The sequence below is a fragment of the Streptococcus parasanguinis genome (genome assembly GCF_047463195.1).
GTDB lineage: Bacteria > Bacillota > Bacilli > Lactobacillales > Streptococcaceae > Streptococcus > Streptococcus parasanguinis_R.
Genome location: NZ_JASHEI010000003.1, coordinates 83,205 through 103,666 on the forward strand (window position 1 = coordinate 83,205; position 20,462 = coordinate 103,666).

17 protein-coding genes are annotated in these 20,462 nt (G+C 43.1%); 14 read left to right on the plus strand and 3 right to left on the minus strand.

From position 1 onward, the window contains the following. Position 1: 1 nt before the first annotated feature. Positions 2 to 898, plus strand: a complete 897-nt coding sequence (gene htpX / locus QM870_RS03435) for a zinc metalloprotease HtpX (RefSeq protein WP_070595364.1) — start codon at positions 2 to 4, stop codon at positions 896 to 898. Between the two features lie 25 nt (positions 899 to 923). On the opposite strand, the gene QM870_RS03440 is transcribed toward htpX, so the two are convergent. From QM870_RS03440 to QM870_RS03450, 3 genes are all read right to left on the minus strand, one after another. Next, a complete protein-coding gene (locus QM870_RS03440; RefSeq protein WP_414368634.1) occupies positions 924 to 2,141 on the minus strand; it encodes an MFS transporter in 1,218 nt (405 codons plus the stop codon). Further along, entirely contained in the window at positions 2,138 to 2,314 is a 177-nt protein-coding gene (locus QM870_RS03445; protein WP_162837396.1) for a hypothetical protein, read from the minus strand. The genes QM870_RS03440 and QM870_RS03445 overlap by 4 nt, the downstream gene beginning before the upstream one ends. Positions 2,315 to 2,424: 110 nt before the next feature. Next, positions 2,425 to 3,285 carry a helix-turn-helix domain-containing protein gene (locus QM870_RS03450; protein WP_155124689.1) on the minus strand — a complete coding sequence of 287 codons (861 nt, stop codon included), beginning with the start codon at positions 3,283 to 3,285 and terminating at the stop codon, positions 2,425 to 2,427. Between the two features lie 196 nt (positions 3,286 to 3,481). Between QM870_RS03450 and QM870_RS03455 the strand changes: the two genes are divergently transcribed. The 13 genes from QM870_RS03455 to QM870_RS03515 all read left to right on the plus strand — a co-directional run bounded on the left by QM870_RS03455 (position 3,482) and on the right by QM870_RS03515 (position 20,460). Continuing rightward, positions 3,482 to 4,021 (plus strand): YceD family protein, encoded by a 540-nt coding sequence (locus tag QM870_RS03455; RefSeq protein ID WP_023918923.1) that lies wholly within the window; start codon positions 3,482 to 3,484, stop codon positions 4,019 to 4,021. A gap of 124 nt (positions 4,022 to 4,145) precedes the next feature. Next, positions 4,146 to 5,624: a flotillin family protein gene (locus QM870_RS03460; protein ID WP_003008427.1), complete on the plus strand. Its 1,479-nt coding sequence runs from the start codon at positions 4,146 to 4,148 to the stop codon at positions 5,622 to 5,624. A gap of 169 nt (positions 5,625 to 5,793) precedes the next feature. Continuing rightward, complete coding sequence (gene gndA, locus QM870_RS03465) at positions 5,794 to 7,218, plus strand: NADP-dependent phosphogluconate dehydrogenase (protein WP_003004949.1); 1,425 nt, start codon at positions 5,794 to 5,796, stop codon at positions 7,216 to 7,218. A 9-nt stretch (positions 7,219 to 7,227) separates the two neighbouring features. Then, positions 7,228 to 7,926 (plus strand): response regulator transcription factor, encoded by a 699-nt coding sequence (locus QM870_RS03470; RefSeq protein ID WP_003005592.1) that lies wholly within the window; start codon positions 7,228 to 7,230, stop codon positions 7,924 to 7,926. Positions 7,927 to 8,160: 234 nt separating this feature from the next. Next, positions 8,161 to 10,353, plus strand: coding sequence for a PTS transporter subunit IIBC (locus QM870_RS03475; protein WP_037608409.1), 2,193 nt, complete (start codon positions 8,161 to 8,163; stop codon positions 10,351 to 10,353). An 85-nt stretch (positions 10,354 to 10,438) separates the two neighbouring features. Next, the gene (locus QM870_RS03480) at positions 10,439 to 11,251 is read left to right on the plus strand and encodes an endonuclease/exonuclease/phosphatase family protein (RefSeq protein ID WP_049474028.1); all 813 of its coding nucleotides are present in this window, start codon (positions 10,439 to 10,441) and stop codon (positions 11,249 to 11,251) included. 164 nt (positions 11,252 to 11,415) lie between these two features. Beyond that, positions 11,416 to 11,889, plus strand: coding sequence for a transcriptional regulator NrdR (gene nrdR, locus QM870_RS03485; RefSeq protein WP_003005476.1), 474 nt, complete (start codon positions 11,416 to 11,418; stop codon positions 11,887 to 11,889). Continuing rightward, complete coding sequence (locus QM870_RS03490; protein ID WP_414368638.1) at positions 11,890 to 13,068, plus strand: replication initiation and membrane attachment family protein; 1,179 nt, start codon at positions 11,890 to 11,892, stop codon at positions 13,066 to 13,068. After that, positions 13,069 to 13,968 (plus strand): primosomal protein DnaI, encoded by a 900-nt coding sequence (gene dnaI, locus QM870_RS03495; RefSeq protein ID WP_003008404.1) that lies wholly within the window; start codon positions 13,069 to 13,071, stop codon positions 13,966 to 13,968. It abuts the gene before it with no gap. Next, a complete protein-coding gene (locus QM870_RS03500) occupies positions 13,965 to 14,678 on the plus strand; it encodes a nitroreductase family protein (RefSeq protein ID WP_272143940.1) in 714 nt (237 codons plus the stop codon). The genes dnaI and QM870_RS03500 overlap by 4 nt, the downstream gene beginning before the upstream one ends. A gap of 57 nt (positions 14,679 to 14,735) precedes the next feature. Continuing rightward, on the plus strand, positions 14,736 to 16,046 hold the full coding sequence (der, locus tag QM870_RS03505) for a ribosome biogenesis GTPase Der (protein ID WP_031575509.1): 1,311 nt from the start codon (positions 14,736 to 14,738) through the stop codon (positions 16,044 to 16,046). Positions 16,047 to 16,655: 609 nt separating this feature from the next. Then, positions 16,656 to 19,754 carry a DEAD/DEAH box helicase gene (locus QM870_RS03510; protein ID WP_414368640.1) on the plus strand — a complete coding sequence of 1,033 codons (3,099 nt, stop codon included), beginning with the start codon at positions 16,656 to 16,658 and terminating at the stop codon, positions 19,752 to 19,754. A gap of 55 nt (positions 19,755 to 19,809) precedes the next feature. Continuing rightward, positions 19,810 to 20,460 (plus strand): cystathionine gamma-synthase, encoded by a 651-nt coding sequence (locus QM870_RS03515; protein WP_118227888.1) that lies wholly within the window; start codon positions 19,810 to 19,812, stop codon positions 20,458 to 20,460. Positions 20,461 to 20,462: the final 2 nt, after the last annotated feature.

A 20,462-nucleotide genomic window follows, 5' to 3' on the forward strand; every position in this document is an offset into this window, starting at 1 on the left:
TATGCTTTTTGACCAAATTGCAAGCAATAAAAGGAGAACCTGGATTCTCCTTATTGCTTTTTTCATACTCTTAGCTCTTATCGGAGCAGCCGTTGGTTACCTCTGGTTAGGCTCCTCCCTTGGGGGCGTCATCCTATCTTTGATTATTGGGGGTATCTATGCCTTTAGCATGATTTTTCAATCCACCGAAGTTGTCATGCGGATGAATGGGGCGCGTGAGGTAACGGAAGAGCAAGCCCCTCAGCTCTACCATATTGTACAAGATATGGCTATGGTAGCTCAGATCCCCATGCCTCGGGTCTATATTGTGGATGATCCTTCTATGAATGCATTTGCGACAGGGTCTAATCCTCAAAATGCTGCTGTTGCAGCAACGACAGGTCTTCTAGCTGTGATGAACCGTGAGGAATTGGAGGGAGTCATCGGACACGAAGTCAGCCACATTCGCAATTACGATATTCGCATCTCTACGATTGCGGTTGCCCTTGCCAGTGCCATCACCATGCTTTCTAGCATTGGTGGCCGGATGATGTGGTGGGGCGGTGGCCGTAGCCGGGACGATGATCGAGAAGGTAGCGGTGGTTTGGAGATTGTTATGTTGATCCTTTCCCTCCTTGCCATCGTTTTAGCGCCATTAGCAGCGACCTTGGTCCAGTTAGCCATTTCTCGTCAACGGGAGTTCCTAGCAGACGCTTCAAGTGTTGAATTGACGCGGAATCCTCAAGGGATGATCAATGCTTTGTTAAAGCTAGACAATAGCGAACCAATGCAACGACATGTCGATGATGCGAGCAGTGCTCTTTTTATCAACGATCCAAAAAAAGAATCCGGTTTGCAAAAACTCTTTTATACCCACCCACCCATTGCTGAGCGGGTGGCTCGCCTAAGAAAAATGTAAAAAAATCCACCAAACGGTGGATTTTTTATTTGGTTGTTAAGAGGAGGGTAGTGAAACCAAGGATGGCAAAGATCCCCCAAGCTAGGGGAAGGCTCCAGATAGCTAGACTAGAAAAGAGAGCTGTCCCAAGTGGCATGGCAAAGCTGACCATCAGTCCCAAAAAGCTAGAGGTAGAAGCTAATTTTTCAGCGGGTAATTTGCTCATTAAAAGGCTGGAAACTTTTGGGTTGATTTTTGCTACAAGATAACCAAGGAAAGTGATGAGTAGAAGGGAAAGAATGTCCCAGTGCATCAGGATGTTTGTAAGCCCAAGCATGGTCAGTCCACCTGCGATCCACAGGAGGGTATGGTGGAGCGATTGCTTGGAAAAATAATCGTGGGGTGTCAGACTAGCCCAGACCATACTTAAAATAGTCACAGCCTCTAGGATCAAGAGGGATTGGCTAAAGCTCAACTGAAAGAAGGGAGAGTGAAGCAGTTGCAAATTGTAGATACCAGAGATGGATCCACCTAAGGCATTGATGAGAACCAATGAGAAGAGCAACTTACCAAAGTGGTGGACCTCCTCATCTGCAAAAATACTTTTAGCGTTCTGGTACATCTCTTGGCATTCGTGTAGCAAAGAATTCTTGCTTTTGGGCTCAATGACGGGATCATGTGTCAGCTGCTTTTTTCTCATCAGGAGACAAGTGGAAGACAGGAGAAAAGTCACTGCATTGATCGAAGCGACCAGAGCAAAATGTTGATGGCTGATGGCTAGTAGCCAAACTCCTAGAGCTTGTCCAGAAATCGAGCAGACCATACTAAGTAATTGGTTGAAGGAATAGGCCTCCATCAAATCCTCGTCGGGGATGTTCTTTTTCATGATAGGGAGTTGCAAGCCTCCGCGATAATCGCTCAAACAATCTGAAACAATGTTTAAAAAGCAAACAATCGAAAAGGCTAGGTAACCCGGAATCTTGGTCATGAGAGCAATAAGGATGAAGAGGATGGCTTGAAGATAGCCAATGCGGATCAACCAGTTAGCTTTTTTCTTCGTGCGGTCAGCCTTCATACCAACAAAAATGGTAAAGAGGCTAGGAATAAATACAATGAGGTTAGCAATGCCAACTGCCAGACTAGGCTGAGGCATGCTGGCAGCAAAGACCACAAAGACCAGATTGTAGATGGCAGCACCAAGGGTATTTAAAAAGCGAGAAAGGCTGAGTAAGGCAAAAATATTATTACGAGCTAAGAGTTTCATAAGCCTTCCTCCTTCACGTGATCAGTTGCTAGGACTTGTTTGATAGATCGAACGATCTGTTTGAAGAGGTCTAGTTTCTCATCATCAGAGAGAAGAAGTTCCTGATCCTTCAGATAAACGCTGGTATGTGAGAGAAGAAAGCGGAGGAAGTGGTTTTTTAGTTTGGTCATCATGGGAAGAACCTTCTTTCTTTACTTGATGATCCTATTGTAAACCTAAAAAGCAAGAAAAAATTAATGTTGCATATTTTCAACAAAAACTCACAGAGTAGATCTGTGAGTTTTTAGGATTTATTGATCAGTTCTTGCAGGCCCTGTTTGTAGTAGTTGGCACTGTCCTTACAATCCAGAATAGAGAGAACCTGGATGGCCTGTTCCATCTTTTCAAGACCGATTTCTTTTTCTCCCTTTCGATAGAGAAATTCTCCTTTGGCGTAGAGATAAACCGTCCGAAGGTAGGCTTCGTTCTCAGAGTAAAAGTGGTCGTTAATTAGGTGATCAAAAAAAGATGCATCTTCAAATTCATTTGAACTAATGGCGAGAAAAAAGCCATTAAGGAAAATAGAATTGATGGCAGGACGAGAGGAATCTAGGAGAAGCTTGAAATCCTCCCGTTGGACCAACTCCTCTGTGTATTGTCGATAGAGCTGACTAGAGAAAAGTGGAGAGGTCAGAGAAAACAGGTTTAATTCAAAATTTCCCCAGATTGTGACAGAGAAGAGATAATCATGGAGGAAATCCAGTTCCTCTTGGCTAGCGGTGAGCTCCACCTCAGGATAGAAGCCAAGCATTTGGACTTTGAGAATAATGCTGGCTAAGAGGTCTTCTTTTTTGTGATGTTTCTGATAGGCTAGCTGGTAGCTTTGGTACAAGGCTTGGTCGTGTTCCAAGCTCATGTTTTCATAGTGCTCTTTCAACAATTTGGGAATAAAAGAGTGCTGATCGATTCCAGCTAGATGGGAAAACTCACTGAGGCTGGTTTTGATCTGTTGAAGGGCCTGAAAAAAACGTTGCGTGGTCAGGTCATTTTCCCCTCTTTCAAATCGAGATAGCATGGAGCGTGAAAATTCGCCACCCGTAGCCTCCTCTAAAGAGATGTGGCGACTTTCACGTATTTGCCGAAAAACTGCTCCGATATCTTTCATGAATTCTCCTCTATCTAACAATGCCCTAGCAAGTGACTCTCTTTTGTCCAAGAGATGGTGGGACCTTGTGTACAACACCAATTGCCTAGTTTCTGTATCTTTTTTCATGATTATAACAAATTTTTGAGGAGACTTCTTGGTTGAGGGGCAGCTTCATGATATACTAGTAGTATCTAGAAGATTTGAGGACAAAAGAATGAACCTATTTACACAAGAAATCCGTAAAAATCCTGAAGGACTAGCTTTTGATCAAGAGTTGGATTTGCTCAAGGAATTGCAAAAGCGTAATCCAGAAATTCTTGATTTAAAGAATGTGACAGCGGCAGGACGAGTAGCCTATGATACAGGCCTCTATGTCTTGGATTACCAGTTGACCTACACCATCGTTTTGGCATCTAGCCGAAGCATGGAGCCTGTTGAGCTTCAAGAGAGCTATCCTGTAACAGAGGTGTTTGCGGAGGATGTACAGTCTGACGCAGATATCGAGGCCCTAGAGGAAGACTTGATCCTTCCAATCGAAGGTGGGAAGATTGACCTGAGTGAGAGTGTAGCGGATAATATTCTGCTCAATATTCCTCTCAAGGTTCTCACTCCAGAAGAAGAGGCTGGACAAGGTTTTATCGAAGGCAATGATTGGAAAATCCTGTCCGAAGAAGAATACCAAGCCGCTCAAGCGATCAAGAAAGAAGAAAACAGTCCTTTCGCTGGTCTAAATGGCTTGTTTGACGAAGAATAAGCTAGAGATTGCATTTGATAAATTTAGACATAAATACAGGTCTTTTCTTTGAGGAAAGGCCTTCTTTTGATATACTAGGATTAATAAATAACAGAGGGGAGACCTCTAAAAAAGGAGAAAAAGTATGGATACTTTATTTATTCCAGGTTGGTTGATTACTGTTGTAATCGTAGCCATTCTTGTATTGATCTTGTTGGTCAAAGGGTATGTCAATGCTAAACCCAACGAAGTCGTGGTCATTACCGGTCTTCGGAAGCAACGTCACTTGCGTGGGAAAGCAGGCTTTATGATTCCCTTTGTCGAACAACGCTCTTATCTTGATATTGAGCAATTCTCGACAGATGTTCGGACGTCAGAAGCAGTCCCAACACTGGACTTCATTAACGTCCGTGCCGATGCAGCTGTTAAATTAAAAATCGGTACAACCGATGAAATGATTGCCCGGGCTGCAGAAAACTTCTTGAACTGGAATACGACAGATATTTCCAATTCTGTCCAAGATGTCTTGGAAGGAAACTTGCGGGAAGTGATCGGTCAGATGGAGCTCCGTAAGATGGTCAATGACCGTCAAGAGTTTGCCTCAAAAGTGCAGGACAACGTAGCACCAGACTTGGCAAAAATGGGTCTAGAAGTCATCGCCTTTACGGTTCAATCCTTCTCTGATGAAGGGGGAGTCATCGATAACCTCGGGATTGAAAATGTTGAAACCATTAAGAAAGATGCCTTGATTGCCAAAGCCAAAGCAGAACGTGAACGCAAGGAAGTTGAAGCAGAACAAGATAAATTGGCTAACGACAAACGCGTCGCAGCCGATCTTGAAATTGCGCAAAAACAAAACGAATTAAAACTCAAACAAGCAGCCCTCAAGCAAGAAGCAGATATTGCCCAAGCAAAAGCGGATGCCGCTAAAGGGATTGAGGCAGAGGTGCAACGTCGTGAACAAGAGCGCGTGGCAGCCGAAGCTAATATCATGAAACAGGAAAAAGAAGCGGAAGTCAAAGAGCGCGAAGTTAAGGTTCGTGAGCAAGAATTGGATGCCAACATCCGCAAACAAGCTGAAGCTGAAAAATATGCGCGTCAACAAGCTGCAGAAGCAGAATTGATTGAACGCCAACGCAAGGCGGAAGCAGAACTCTTCGAAACACAAAAAGAAGCCGAAGCTCGAAAAGCCCAAGCCGAAGCTGAGAAATTTGCCCAATTGCAAGAGGCCGAAGCTATTGAGGCTAAAGGTCGTGCCGAGGCTGAAGCCATTCGCTTGAAACTGGAAGCCGAAGCCAAAGGTTTGGACCAAAAGGCCGAAGCCATGAAGAAAATGCAAGAAGCAGCCATTACTGAAATGGTCGTTGACAAGTTGCCTGAAATTGCGCGTGCTGTCGCTGAACCATTAACCAAGGTTGATAAGATCACCATGTACGGGGAAGGCAATGCTTCTAAGATGGTGGGCGATATTATGCAAAGTATCGACCAAGTCTCTCAAGGAGCTGGATTTGATATTCGTCAATTGCTAGCAGGAGCCCTTGGGGTCAATATGACGGTCAATAAACTCAAAGAAGGAGAACAACCGGTCATTGAAGCAGAGGAGTTAGCTTCTAAAGAAGATTAATGCCATTCATCAAGAAGTGTCTGAGAACTGTTTCTCGGGCACTTTTGTTTTTAAGATCAAATGACTTGCATGATCTTCTCCCTCTTGGAGAAGGCGGGGAGCTATTTTCTGCTTTCTTTTGAGGAGGAAAAATGGTAGAATAAAGGCAAACTATAAAGAGGAGTGTCACATGACTAAAGCAAACTTTGGTGTTGTTGGTATGGCCGTAATGGGTCGTAACCTTGCCCTTAATATCGAATCTCGTGGCTACACAGTTGCCATTTATAACCGTAGTAAAGAAAAAACAGAAGATGTAATTGCTTGCCACCCTGATAAAAACTTTGTGCCAAGCTATGATATCGAAAGCTTCGTAAACTCAATCGAAAAACCACGTCGTATCATGCTCATGGTTCAAGCAGGACCTGGTACAGACGCAACTATCCAAGCCCTTCTTCCACACTTGGATAAAGGTGACATCTTGATCGACGGAGGAAATACTTTCTATAAAGATACCATCCGTCGTAATGAAGAATTGGCGAACTCAGGAATCAACTTTATTGGTACTGGTGTATCTGGTGGGGAAAAAGGTGCCCTTGAAGGTCCTTCAATCATGCCTGGTGGGCAAAAAGAAGCGTATGACTTGGTAGCTGACGTTCTTGAAGAAATCTCTGCAAAAGCGCCTGAAGATGGAAAACCATGTGTGACTTACATCGGTCCTGATGGAGCTGGTCACTACGTGAAAATGGTCCACAACGGGATCGAGTACGGGGATATGCAATTGATCGCAGAAAGCTATGACCTCATGCAACACTTGCTTGGACTTTCTGCAGAAGACATGGCTGAAATCTTCACTGAATGGAACAAGGGTGAATTGGACAGCTACTTGATCGAAATCACTGCGGATATCTTGAAACGCAAAGACGACGAAGGTCAAGATGGACCAATCGTAGACTACATCTTGGACGCTGCAGGAAACAAAGGAACTGGTAAATGGACTAGCCAATCAGCGCTTGACCTTGGTGTGCCGTTGTCACTCATCACTGAGTCAGTATTTGCCCGTTACATCTCTGCCTACAAAGAAGAACGTGTACATGCTAGCAAGGTTCTTCCAAAACCAGCTGCATTCAAATTTGAAGGAGACAAGGCTGAGTTGATCGAAAAGATTCGTCAAGCCCTTTACTTCTCAAAAATCATCTCTTACGCACAAGGTTTTGCGCAATTGCGTGTTGCTTCTAAAGAAAACAACTGGAACTTGCCATTTGCAGACATCGCATCTATCTGGCGCGATGGATGTATCATCCGTTCTCGTTTCTTGCAAAAGATCACAGATGCTTACAATCGCGATGCAGATCTTGCTAACCTTCTATTGGATGAGTACTTCTTGGATGTCACTGCTAAGTACCAACAATCAGTTCGTGACATTGTAGCTCTTGCTGTTCAAGCAGGTGTACCTGTACCAACCTTCTCAGCAGCCATCACTTACTTCGATAGCTACCGTTCAGCGGATCTTCCAGCGAACTTGATCCAAGCACAACGTGACTACTTTGGTGCTCACACATACCAACGTAAAGACAAAGAAGGTACCTTCCACTATTCTTGGTACGACGAAAAATAATCTTGCTCTATGGTCAAACGAGTTCTACTAGTAGAAAATGAGAAGCAAATCGCGCGCTTCATTGATTTGGAACTTCAAAAAGAAGGGTATCAAGTTGATGTGGTCGAGGATGGAAAAGCGGGTCTGGCCTTGATTGCTGCGACCAAATATGATCTGATCTTGTTTAATTACGATTTGTCAGATATGTCTGGTGAAACATTCGCAGAGGAAATCAGTCGGATTCGCCCAGCTTCTGTTTTGATTGTGTTGGATAGCCGCGAAAAAATTGCTGAGCACAAAGAGAGTATTCAGCGCTTTGCCGTTTCCTATATGGTTAAACCCTTTATTATCAGCGATTTGGTAGATAAGATCACAGCCATTTTTAGAGGACGTGATTATATTGACCAACATTGTAGCCAGATGAAAATCCCAACATCATACCGCAATTTGCGCATTGATGTGGAACACCATACCGTCTATCGTGGGAAAGACATGATTAGTTTAACCCGCAGAGAGTATGATCTCTTAGCGACTCTGATGGGAAGCAAAGGGGTGGTGACACGAGATCAGTTGTTGGAAAGTGTCTGGAAGTACGAGAGTACGGGGGAGACCAATATTGTTGACGTTTATATCCGTTATCTCCGTGGGAAAATTGATCTACCCGGTCAAAAAAGCTATATTAAGACCGTTCGTGGGATTGGCTATGCCATGCAAGACGAACTAGAATGAAACATTCGAATCCTTAAAGGGTTCGAATGTTTTTATGTTCAAGGGAAACGTTTGCGTTTAAAAAGGATGGGTTTTAAAAAGGATTTGGCTTAAAAAAGATAAAAAAAGATAAAATTTGGAGAAAAAATGAATGTAAGGCTTTACAAATTTTTAAAATGTGGTATACTAGAAGCAAATTAAGCGCAAACGTTTTCTTAAAAACAAAAGCCTTAAACAATATAAGGAGGTTGAATGATGAATAAAGGATCATTCAAAAGTTTATTTAGCTTTGAATTCTGGCAGAAGTTTGGTAAGGCCTTGATGGTCGTTATCGCTGTCATGCCAGCTGCTGGGTTGATGATTTCAATCGGGAAATCAATCCCTATGATCAACCCGAATTTATCTCCACTTGTTATTACAGGTGGGATTCTCGAACAAATCGGTTGGGGGGTTATCGGTAACCTTCACATCCTCTTTGCACTCGCTATCGGTGGTAGCTGGGCCAAAGAGCGTGCTGGGGGTGCCTTTGCGGCTGGTCTCTCTTTCATCTTGATTAACCGTATTACCGGTGCAGTTTTCGGAGTGACATCTGCAATGTTGGCCGATAAGGATGCTACCGTTCATACGATCTTAGGTGGATCAATTAAAGTTGCAGACTACTTCATTAGTGTCCTTGAAGCACCGGCACTTAATATGGGGGTGTTTGTAGGGATTATCTCAGGTTTTGTTGGAGCAACTGCTTTCAATAAATACTATAACTACCGTAAACTTCCAGAAGCCCTTTCTTTCTTTAACGGGAAGCGCTTTGTCCCATTCGTTGTTATCGTTCGTTCAGCTCTTACAGCCTTGGTTTTGGCAGCCTTGTGGCCAGTGGTTCAATCAGGAATCAATGGATTCGGTGTCTGGATCGCCAACTCACAATCAACAGCTCCAGTATTGGCACCATTCTTGTTTGGTACCTTGGAACGTCTTCTCTTGCCGTTTGGTCTTCACCACATGTTGACCATTCCAATCAACTATACTCAATTGGGTGGTAGCTACCAAGTTCTTACAGGTGCTGCCAAAGGAACAACTGTATTTGGACAAGATCCACTTTGGTTAGCTTGGGTAACAGACCTTGTTAACTTGAAGAAGGCAGATCCTAGCCAATACCAACACTTGCTTCATGCGTACACACCAGCTCGTTTCAAAGTTGGTCAAATGATTGGATCATTTGGTATCTTGATGGGGGTTGTGGTTGCTATCTATCGCAATGTGGACCCAGATAAGAAAGAAAAATACAAAGGGATGCTTTTTGCAACTGCCCTTGCTACATTCTTGACAGGTGTTACTGAACCAATTGAATACATGTTCATGTTCATTGCAACACCTTTATACCTAATCTATGCCTTTGTTCAAGGAGCTGCCTTTGCAATGGCTGACTTGGTTCACCTTCGTGTCCACTCATTCGGTTCAATCGAGTTTTTGACACGTACCCCAATGGCCATCAACGCTGGTTTGGCATTAGATATCTTTAACTTTGTATGGGTAACAGTCCTCTTTGCCTTTATCATGTACTTCATTGCTAACTTCATGATTAAGAAATTCAATTATGCAACTCCAGGACGTAACGGTAACTATGAACAAAATGATGATGCCCCTGCGGGAGATGGTGCAGCAGCAGGTGCTGCTACAAGCTCAGCAAGCTCACAAGTCATTAACATCATCAACCTTCTTGGTGGACGTGCCAATATCGTAGACGTTGACGCATGTATGACTCGTCTTCGTGTAACCGTTAAGGACGCTGAAAAAGTCGGAACAGAAGAACAATGGAAAGCTGAAGGTGCTATGGGTCTTGTCATGAAAGGACAAGGTGTCCAAGCGATCTACGGACCTAAAGCTGACGTGTTGAAATCTGATATCCAAGACGTTCTTGATTCAGGTGAAGTCATTCCTGAAACACTTCCTAGCCAAATGACGGCAGTTCAAAAAGCTGAAGCAACCTTTAAAGGGGTAACTGATGAAGTGCACTCTGTTGCAGATGGTGAAGTGATTAACATCGAAGATGTGAAAGATCCTGTATTCTCACAAAAAATGATGGGAGACGGATTTGCAGTTGAGCCTGAAAATGGCCACATCGTTTCACCAGTTGCTGGTAAAGTTACTAGTGTCTTCCCAACCAAACATGCCCTTGGTTTGGTAACTGATAATGGTTTGGAAGTCTTGGTTCACATCGGTCTAGATACTGTTAGTCTTGAAGGAAAACCATTTGAGGTTAAAGTTTCTGAAGGTCAAACAGTGGCTGCTGGAGACCTCTTGGTGGAAGCAGACCTTGATGCAATCCGTGCAGCTGGTCGTGAAACTTCAACAATTGTTGTCTTCACAAATGCAGATGCGATTAAATCCGTTAAGGTCGAACATACTGGTAAATTGGCAGCAAATGCGCCAGTTGCAACAGTAGAATTATAAGAGACGTCGGCAAAGAAAATGAGGTTGGGGCAGTGCACCCGGCCTCTTGCCGTTTCTTGATTTGGAGAGAAGGAGAAATCAGGGGATGAAATTTTTAACATTAAATTCCCATAGTTGGATGGAAGAGAATGCTCAGCAAAAATTTGAAACCCTCAAGGAACAAATTTTAGAAGCGCAATATGATGTGATCTGTTTCCAAGAGGTCAATCAAGAAATGGCCTCAGAAACAGTCGAAACAGATGAGTATTATCAAGCTTTGCCATCATCTGTAGCCATTCACAAGGACCACTTTGTTCGCGTATTGGTAGAAGAGTTAGCTGCTCATGGACTCCACTATTATTGGACTTGGGCCTACAACCATATTGGCTATGATCACCTCAATGAGGGTGTGGCCGTTCTTTCGCGTCAACCCTTGAAGGCAGATGAGATTTTGGTATCCAATATGGATGATCCAACGGACTACCATACTCGTCGAGTAGCCGTTGCCCATACAAGTGTAGATGGCAAAGAGATTGCTGTTGCCAGCGTCCATCTTTCTTGGTGGGACAAAGGTTTCCAATTTGAGTGGCCACGCATTGAGAACTACTTCAGCCAAGTAGGCAAACCTTTTATTCTAGCTGGTGATTTCAATAATCCTGCTGGTCAAGAAGGGTATGAAACGATTCTATCCAGTTCGCTAAAACTTCAAGATAGTTTTATCGAAGCCAAAGAAACAAAGGGGACTTATACTGTAGGTCCTGGAATCGATGGCTGGACGGATAATCAAGTTCCATTGCGAATCGATTACGTCTTTGCAAGTCCAGAATGGGACATCCAGCGTCTACATGTCATTTTTGATGATCAAAACAAACCCCATGTCAGTGATCACTATGGCTTAGAAGCTGAATTATCACTTTAATATAAATGGAGAGTCGAAAGGAAAACGATTTTATTCAATCGTCCTTCGACTCTTTTTTATGGATCAATGAGGAGCAAGCATAGGGGATTCTCCTGTTCTTCTGCTTTCTTTACGATTCAATTTATGGTAAAATGAAGTGTTAAAACAGTTTAAGGAGGTAGCAAATGCGTTGTCCAAAATGTGGTGGAAGTAAGTCTAGTGTGGTGGATAGTCGACAAGCTGAAGATGGGAACACCATCCGTCGTCGCAGGGAATGCGAAGAATGCCATTATCGCTTTACTACCTACGAACGAGTGGAAGAGCGGACTCTAGTGGTCGTCAAAAAGGATGGGACACGCGAGCAATTTTCTCGTGATAAAATCTTTAATGGTATTATCCGCTCAGCTCAAAAACGGCCTGTTTCTAGTGACGAAATCGAAGAAATTGTAAACCGGATTGAACAAAAGGTTCGCAGCCAAAGTGATAATGAAATCAACAGTGAGTATATTGGTTCGTTGGTCATGGATGAGTTAGCAGATCTAGATGAGATCACCTATGTCCGTTTTGCTAGTGTTTACCGGAGTTTCAAGGATGTCGGTGAGTTAGAGACCCTCTTGAAACAAATTACGAAGGGAACCAAGAAGAAAAAGGAAAAATAGATGAAGCCCAATACGCCTTTCGCATTTTTAAAAAATAATCTTCTTCCACCGGCAGGGGCTGCATTGGAGCAGTATTACCTGCCTATTTTGGAGGTGGAAACGGTAACGGTTTATCGTTATCTGCTGGCCTCTTATGATCAGGGTGAAAAACAATATTTACTGGCTCAAATCCTCAATCATTTGAATATAGGATTTTCACAATTGCTACTAGCCTTTGATCGTTTAATTGCCATGGGTTTGCTCGATCTCTATGAGGAAGAAGTTGGGATCACCATTCAGTTACATGCTCCTCTTGAGGCAGAACAATTTTTTTCGAATGCTGTTTTCAAACGCTTGCTTGAAAAGAAAATTGGGGAAAAGGCCGTGGAGGATCTGCTCCCAGCACGCTCTTTAGGGACTAGACGGCAAGTTTCCTTCTCGCAAGTCTTTGGACTAGATGCTGGGGAGGCGACCGTTCTTCCAAGTAAGAAACAGCAGTTTGATATGGAGATGTTTAAGCGAATTATGGGGCGTGATGGACTTCGTTTTGCGGATGAAGGAGAAGCAACCCTAGCCCTCTTTGCCATCGCAGAAGAACAACAATGGACCTGGTATGAAACCTATCTCCTAGCAAAAGAAACGGCTGTAGACCGGATTGTCTCTCCAAAGAGAATGAAGCAAAAGTTGGCTCAGGCGAGCCAAGAGCAACCACGCATGTCCTATAGCCGTCAGGAAGAAACCATTCTGAGGGAAGCTAAGGCAAAATCCAGCCTACAATTTCTAGCGGAGATTAAGAAGGCGCGCAATGCGACCATTACGCAGAGCGAACGCAAGACTTTATCCAAGTTAGCTGATCTAGGCTTATTAGATGAGGTGATCAATATCATCTTATTGTTGACCTTTAATAAGACCCAGTCTGCTAATCTCAATGAAAAGTATGCTTTGAAGGTGGGAAATGATTTTTCTTATCAAGGGGTCAACAGTGCAGAACTAGCGATTTTAAAAGTTCGAGAACGCCAGGAACAAGCTAAAGCTCAAGGAAACAAGGGGACGAGTCCTACATCAGCCAAGGGCAAGAACAGCAATGTTCCCAAGTGGAGCCAACCAAACTATCAAAATCAAACCAGTCAAGCAGAAAAGGTGGATCTTGCTAAAGAGAAACAACGCCTATTAGAAAAACTGAATCAAGGAGGTGAGTAGATGGAAAGTGTAGGTCAAACCATGTCTCACATGAACCGTGCGCGTCAATTTAACTATGAGGATTTGGTCGCACAGATCTTGGCAGACCAAGAAGTGGCTGCCTTTATCAAGGACCAGTCTTTGTCTGAACAAGAAATTCGACGGAGTATTTCAAAATTTAATCAATACATTAGTGAACGCAACCGTTTCTTATTGGGAGATCCGGATTATATTGCCAAAGGTTATAAGCCCATCCTCACCATGAATGAAGGCTATGCGGATGTCGCTTATGAGGAAACGCCAGAGTTAATCGAAGCCCAAAAACGAGCTGCGATCAACCAACGTCTCAACTTGATCAATCTCCCTTCAACCTTGAAAGAAGCGAGTCTAGCCAAGGTGGAACTCGATGATAAGGGGCGATTTGAGGCCTTTGAAGAATTAGCTAATTTTGTGGCCAACTATCCTGAATATCAAAAGGGGATCTACCTCTATGGTGATTTCGGAGTAGGAAAGAGCTACATGATGGCAGCCTTGGCTCATGATTTATCCGAAAAACGCCAGGCCTCTACTACCCTACTTCATTTTCCAAGTTTTGCTATCGATGTTAAAAATGCCATCAGTTCAGGCTTGGTCAAAGAAACCGTCGATCAGGTGAAAAAAGCCGAAATTTTAATTCTCGATGATATCGGTGCGGAACAGATGTCAGCCTGGGTGCGAGATGAAATCTTACAAGTGATTTTGCAGCACCGAATGCAGGAAAATCTCCCAACCTTCTTTACTTCTAACTTTAATTTTGAAGAGTTGGAACGTCATTTTGCAGCTTCGCGTAATGGAGATGAAACCTGGCAGGCCAAACGGGTCATGGAGCGCGTGAAATTTTTAGCCAAGGAAATCCATCTGGAAGGAGTCAATCGCCGATGAATGAAACCATCCGTTTAATGAAATCTCATTTTTCTGTTCGCCGTTTTAAGGAAGAAGCCATCAAAGAAGCTGACCTCAAGGAAATTTTATCAGCTGGGCAGATGGCATCAAGTTGGAAAAACTTTCAGTCTTATTCTGTGATTGTGGTCAAAAGCAAGGAAAAGAAAGAAGCTCTATATGACTTGCTTCCTCAAGAAGCAATTCGCCAATCAGCCGTCTTTCTCCTCTTTGTTGGGGATTTAAACCGTGCTGAAAAAGCTGTCAAACTTCATGAGCGGGATTTCCATCCTGAAGGGGTGGACAACTTACTGATCACCTCAGTGGATGCGGCTCTAGCAGCTCAAAATACGCTATTGGCAGCTGAAAGTCTTGGCTATGGTGGAGTGATTATCGGCATGTTGCGCTACTGTTCAGAAGAAGTCGCAGAACTCTTCCGTCTGCCAGACTATACCTACCCTGTTTTTGGGATTGCTCTTGGAGTACCTAATCAGCAGCATGCAGTGAAACCACGTTTGCCATTGGAACAGGTTGCTTTTGAAGAAGAATACCAAGAACAAGACCCATCAGTTGTGACTGCCTATGACAAGGTTCAGGCAGATTATGCTGGAGCGCGTGCAACGGACAGTTGGAGCGAGCGCCTTGCAGCTCAATTTGGTCAACCTGAACAAGAAGAGACCAAAAAACTACTAGAAAAACACAAACTATTATGAAATGAAGAGAGGCGTTCTTGAACCGAAATCTCGCCTTTCATTAGAAAAGAGGAAATCATGGCCCTACCAACTATTGCGATTGTAGGCCGTCCCAATGTCGGAAAATCGACGCTCTTTAACCGGATTGCCGGTGAGCGGATTTCCATCGTTGAGGATGTAGAAGGAGTCACTCGTGACCGCATTTATGCAACAGCTGAGTGGTTGAATCGAAAATTTAGTATCATTGATACAGGGGGGATTGATGACGTAGATGCCCCATTTATGGAGCAAATCAAGCATCAAGCAGAAATCGCCATGGACGAAGCAGATGTGATCGTCTTTGTTGTTTCTGGAAAAGAAGGGATCACGGATGCGGATGAATATGTCACTCGTATCTTGTATAAGACCCATAAACCGGTGATTCTTGCAGTCAACAAGGTGGATAACCCAGAGATGCGCAATGATATCTATGACTTTTATGCCTTAGGACTGGGCGAGCCACTACCGGTATCCTCTGTCCACGGGATCGGAACTGGGGATGTTCTCGATGCCATCATCGAAAATCTTCCGAATGACACAGAAGAAGAAAATCCAGATATCATCAAATTTAGCTTGATTGGTCGTCCAAATGTTGGGAAATCAAGCTTGATCAATGCGATCCTTGGAGAAGACCGGGTCATCGCAAGCCCTGTTGCTGGAACCACACGGGATGCCATCGATACCCATTTTACCGATGCAGATGGCCAAGAATTTACCATGATCGATACAGCTGGTATGCGCAAATCTGGTAAAATCTATGAAAACACAGAGAAATATTCTGTCATGCGTGCCATGCGTGCCATCGACCGTTCAGATGTGGTTTTGATGGTCATTAATGCCGAAGAAGGGATTCGGGAGTATGACAAGCGGATCGCTGGCTTTGCTCATGAAGCTGGTAAAGGTATGATCATTGTTGTCAACAAATGGGATACCATTGAAAAAGACAACCATACCATGAAGCAGTGGGAAGATGACATTCGCGATCAATTCCAATACCTTTCTTATGCGCCGATTGTTTTTGTCTCTGCCTTAACCAAACAACGCTTGCACAAGTTGCCAGAGATGATCAAACAGATCAGTGAGAGTCAAAATACACGGATTCCTTCAGCTGTCTTGAACGATGTGATTATGGATGCCATTGCCATTAATCCAACGCCGACCGACAAAGGAAAACGTCTCAAGATCTTCTATGCGACACAAGTGGCAACCAAGCCGCCAACTTTTGTGGTCTTTGTTAACGAAGAAGAACTGATGCACTTCTCATACCTCCGTTTCTTGGAGAACCAAATTCGCAAGGCCTTTGTTTTTGAAGGAACTCCAATCCATTTGATTGCGCGAAAACGGAAGTAGGGAATATGAGACAAATGGATCAAAGTGGAGAAGGATATTTCAAATGATAAAACGCTCATTCTTCCAACTATGAAAACAACTAAAAGTAGCGCAAAAGCGTTGCTTTTTTTAATAAGCTGGTAAAATGAAGTGGAGGATAGTCAGATGCATAGTTTCATAGTCCGGATATTCTATATTCCTTATGCTTTTTTTAAGGATGAGTAGAGTAAACTCATGAAGATCATGAGAGCTTTAGGTTTGTATACTTATTATTTAAAATCTATCTGTATCTCTTGTTTCTCGGTTCGATCGTAAGCTTGGAGCTCTTGATCCTATTGTTGGGGATTTTATTAAACAATAGGTCGTGTTTTTTGTCTTTTTCTGTGGGCTATCGGGATCTTTCTCCTCTCTATTTACCTATTCTGTCTAATGTTCGCTCAAACAGTTAAAAGAGAAAAATCATGGATAGCTGATTGAGGTAACTCTGTTACGAAATCAGGTGAAAAGCTGGGACAAGACTGTCTCAGTTTTTTTCTAAAAGTAAGTTAAAATCCTTTTAATAGTAAAATTATCTTTTCTAATTTTATCTTAAATATGGTATAATAAAGGGATTAATCTAAGGTGGTAAACATGGCAAAATTAATTCCTGGGAAGGTTCGTTCACAAGGGAGCCTTCTCTATGAAGCTGGGAAAGTTTCCCTTCAGGAAGTAAAAGAAAAATACCTGTATTTTCGGGTGGAAGAAGAAAGCTTGCGTTACAGTTTGGATGACGATGCCGTTTTTTGTAGCTGTGCTTTCTTTCAAAAGAAAAAATTCTGTACGCATCTGGCAGCTGTAGAAGCTTTTTTGAAGAATGATGACAGTGGGAAAGCTGCTCTTGCAAGCCTTGAAGAAGACGCCACGGTGACTGAACAAACGCAGGAAAAGGTCTCTTTTGGAAGTTTGTTTTTAGACCAGGTCCTTCCAAAAATCGAAAAGAAAGAAACCCGCTATGTCTTATCAGCCGTTGGGCAGGAGGATGAATACTCTGGTCAATTCTTGTGGACCCTTCGCATTCGTCGCTTGCCAGACGAGCGTTCTTATGTGATCAGAGATGTGCTAGCTTTTTTGCAGACCCTTCAGAAAGAAGGCCACTTTGCAATTGGCAAAAGTTACTATGAACCTATTTCTTACTTAGAATTTGATGGACCTAGTCAGGATGTGATCAATTTCCTACAAGGCTTGGTCACAGATAGTGGCTCGAAAGAGCAAGATTTCTTTCCCAATGCTGGGCGCCATCTTTATTTTCCACCGACTCTCTTTGAAGAAGCTGTAGAATTACTAATGAATTTGGATTCCTTCCTCTTGCAATACAGCTTGTATGATTTTTCTGAAGTCTATTTTCAGGATGTCCATGGGGAGGAAGATCTCTTTCATTTTCAGGTGGAAGACCATGGTGATTTTTACGAATTGATCATTACTGAGCCACAAGTGAAGGTTGTCGAGTCTGCTGTTTACCTGTTTCGAAATGGTGTCTTCTATCACCTGACGCCCCAACAGCGGACCTTATGGAAGGCGATTCAAGACTTACCAATGGATCAAGATCGAAAAAAACGCCTGCATTTTGATCCAACGGACCAAACAAAGCTTTCCTATAGTTTAAAAGAGTTCAAAAAACTGGGACAAATAACAGCCCCGACCAGCTTTTTAATCCACGATTTCACTCCGGAATTTCATTTTGATCTAGCACAGGATCAGACTGTATTACTGGATGTTGTCTTTCAATACCAGGATCGTGTGGTGACCACGCGTGAGGAACTTCTCAATCTTCCTTATTCTAGTGATTTCGATAAGGAGCAAGAAGTCTTTTCAACCATGCTAGTAGCAGGTTTTACAGACGACTTTTCTTCCCAAAGAAGTCCTTTATCAAGTGAGCAAATCTATCCATTCTTTCACCAACAGATCCCGACTTTTGAAGCCTTAGGAGAGGTTACCCTCTCTGATAGCCTTTTAGATCTTTATCAAGTGGAGCGTCCAAAAATTGATGTTAAAACCAATGGCAGTCTACTGGAGATCGGTTTTGACTTTGAAAGTGTGGATCCAGCCGAAGTGGACCAGGTCCTCAAAGCTCTAGTAGGGCAAAAAGACTATTTTGTCAGCCATACAGGGAAGGTTCTTGTTTTTGATGAAGAAACCAAGAAGATCAGTCGAGCCTTAGCAGATCTGCGGGCGAAAATGAGCAAGGGTGGGAAACTACAAGCCCGCCGGATTGCTGCTTATCAGCTATCTGATTTGTTGGCAGATCAAGACAATGTTCATTTTTCAGAAGAATTTCGAAATTTAGCTCATGATTTGACTCATCCAGAAGACTTCCAACTCCCTCAGATGACAATCCAAGCGACCCTAAGGGATTACCAAGAAACAGGGGTCAAATGGTTCTCCATGTTAAATCATTATGGTTTTGGTGGTATTTTAGCGGATGATATGGGGCTTGGGAAAACCCTGCAGACCATTTCCTTCTTGACCAGTGTCGCAAAAAAAGAAACTAAAATCTTGATTCTAGCTCCATCTAGTCTCATTTACAATTGGAAACAAGAATTTTCAAAATTCGCTCCTCAGATGGAAGTGGCAGTCGTCTATGGTCTCAAGCAGCACCGAGATGAACTCATCGCAACCAATCCACAGGTAGTTATCACTAGTTACGCGTCTTTTCGTCAAGATGTGGAGGAATACCAGAAGAATCAGTATGAGTACTTGATTCTAGATGAAGCCCAGGTCATGAAAAATGCCCAAACCAAGATTGCCCAACACTTACGTGGCTTTGAGGTTCCGCATGTGTTTGCCCTATCTGGGACACCGATTGAAAATCATGTGGGTGAACTCTGGTCCATTTTCCAAATTGTCCTTCCAGGGCTCTTCCCAGCTAAAAGAGAATTTCAAAAATTGAGTCCTGAGACCATTGCACGATTTGTCAAACCTTTTGTCATGAGACGGAAAAAAGATGAAGTGCTCCAAGAATTACCGGACTTGATTGAAACAACCTACCACAATGAGTTGGATGAAAGCCAAAAAACGATCTATTTGGCTCAATTAAAACAAATTCAAGATCGGGTTCGAAGCTCTAGCGAGGAAGAACTAAATCGGAGTAAGGTGGAAATTCTCTCGGGTCTCATGCGCCTTCGCCAAATCTGTGATACCCCCGCCCTCTTTATGGAAGACTATCAGGGAGATAGTGGGAAATTGGAGAGCCTTCGAGATCTTTTGGGTCAAATCAAGGATGGCGAACACCGGGTTTTGATCTTCTCTCAATTTAGAGGCATGCTGGATATCCTAGAGCAGGAGATTGACCAGCTTGGCATGACCTCCTTTAAAATCACAGGTTCTACTCCCGCTAAAGATCGACAAGAAATGACCAATGCTTTTAATGCAGGTGAGCGCCATGCTTTTCTCATTTCTCTGAAGGCTGGAGGGGTTGGATTGAACCTTACTGGTGCCGATACGGTCATCTTAGTCGATTTGTGGTGGAATCCTGCAGTGGAAGACCAGGCTATTGGACGTGCCCATCGAATGGGACAGGAACAAAATGTTGAAGTTTACCGCATGATTACTCGTGGTACGATCGAAGAAAAAATCCAAGAACTACAAGCTTCCAAAAGACACTTGGTCTCAACGATTTTAGACGGAACGGAAACACGATCTAGTTTATCGGTTGAGGAAATTCGTGAGATTCTTGGAATTCAGTCAGAATAGCTTGAAAAATTCTGTGAATAGTTTATAATTAATGGAGTGTCGAAAGGAAGAAAGCATGACAGAAAAATATTTTCCTCAAGTAGGGGATAATGAGTTGATGTTAACAGAGATGCCCCACATGAACCTGTATGATGAAACAGACTTGATTAGTAACATTACAGGCGACTATGTGGATAAAAATTATTTGGAATGGCAACCGATTGCTGAAAATACCAAACCTAAGCATCCTTACCACCAACCATTAGAAGAGCCCCTACCGAAAAGACGGCCAGTAAGAAAACCTGATTTTAAAGAGCCGATTGATAAAAAAAGCCCAGCCAATCGTTATGCAGAGGAAGCGAGAGAGCGTGCGCGTGAAGATCTGAAAAAGAAACGCACAGCCCCCTATCTGACAACGGATCCAGCAGCTACTACAAGTAAGCGGAAAAAACCGTTTGTTTCAGAACGGAAACCTGGCCAGCCAACAGCTCCCTTCCAAAAGGAAAATCCGGGTGAATTATTGAAATATAGCAAACGATTGCGACAAGATCAGTTGATCCTTGCAGAGTTCGAATCTGCAGGAGAACCAGAAGTGGCAGAACCGACTGAAAAGAAAAACAATTATGATTTCTTAAAGACTAGCCAAATATACAATAAAGATCAACACAAGTTGAAACCACAGCCAATCAAACAAGAATTGGATTTAACCCATCTAGATCAAGAATAAGG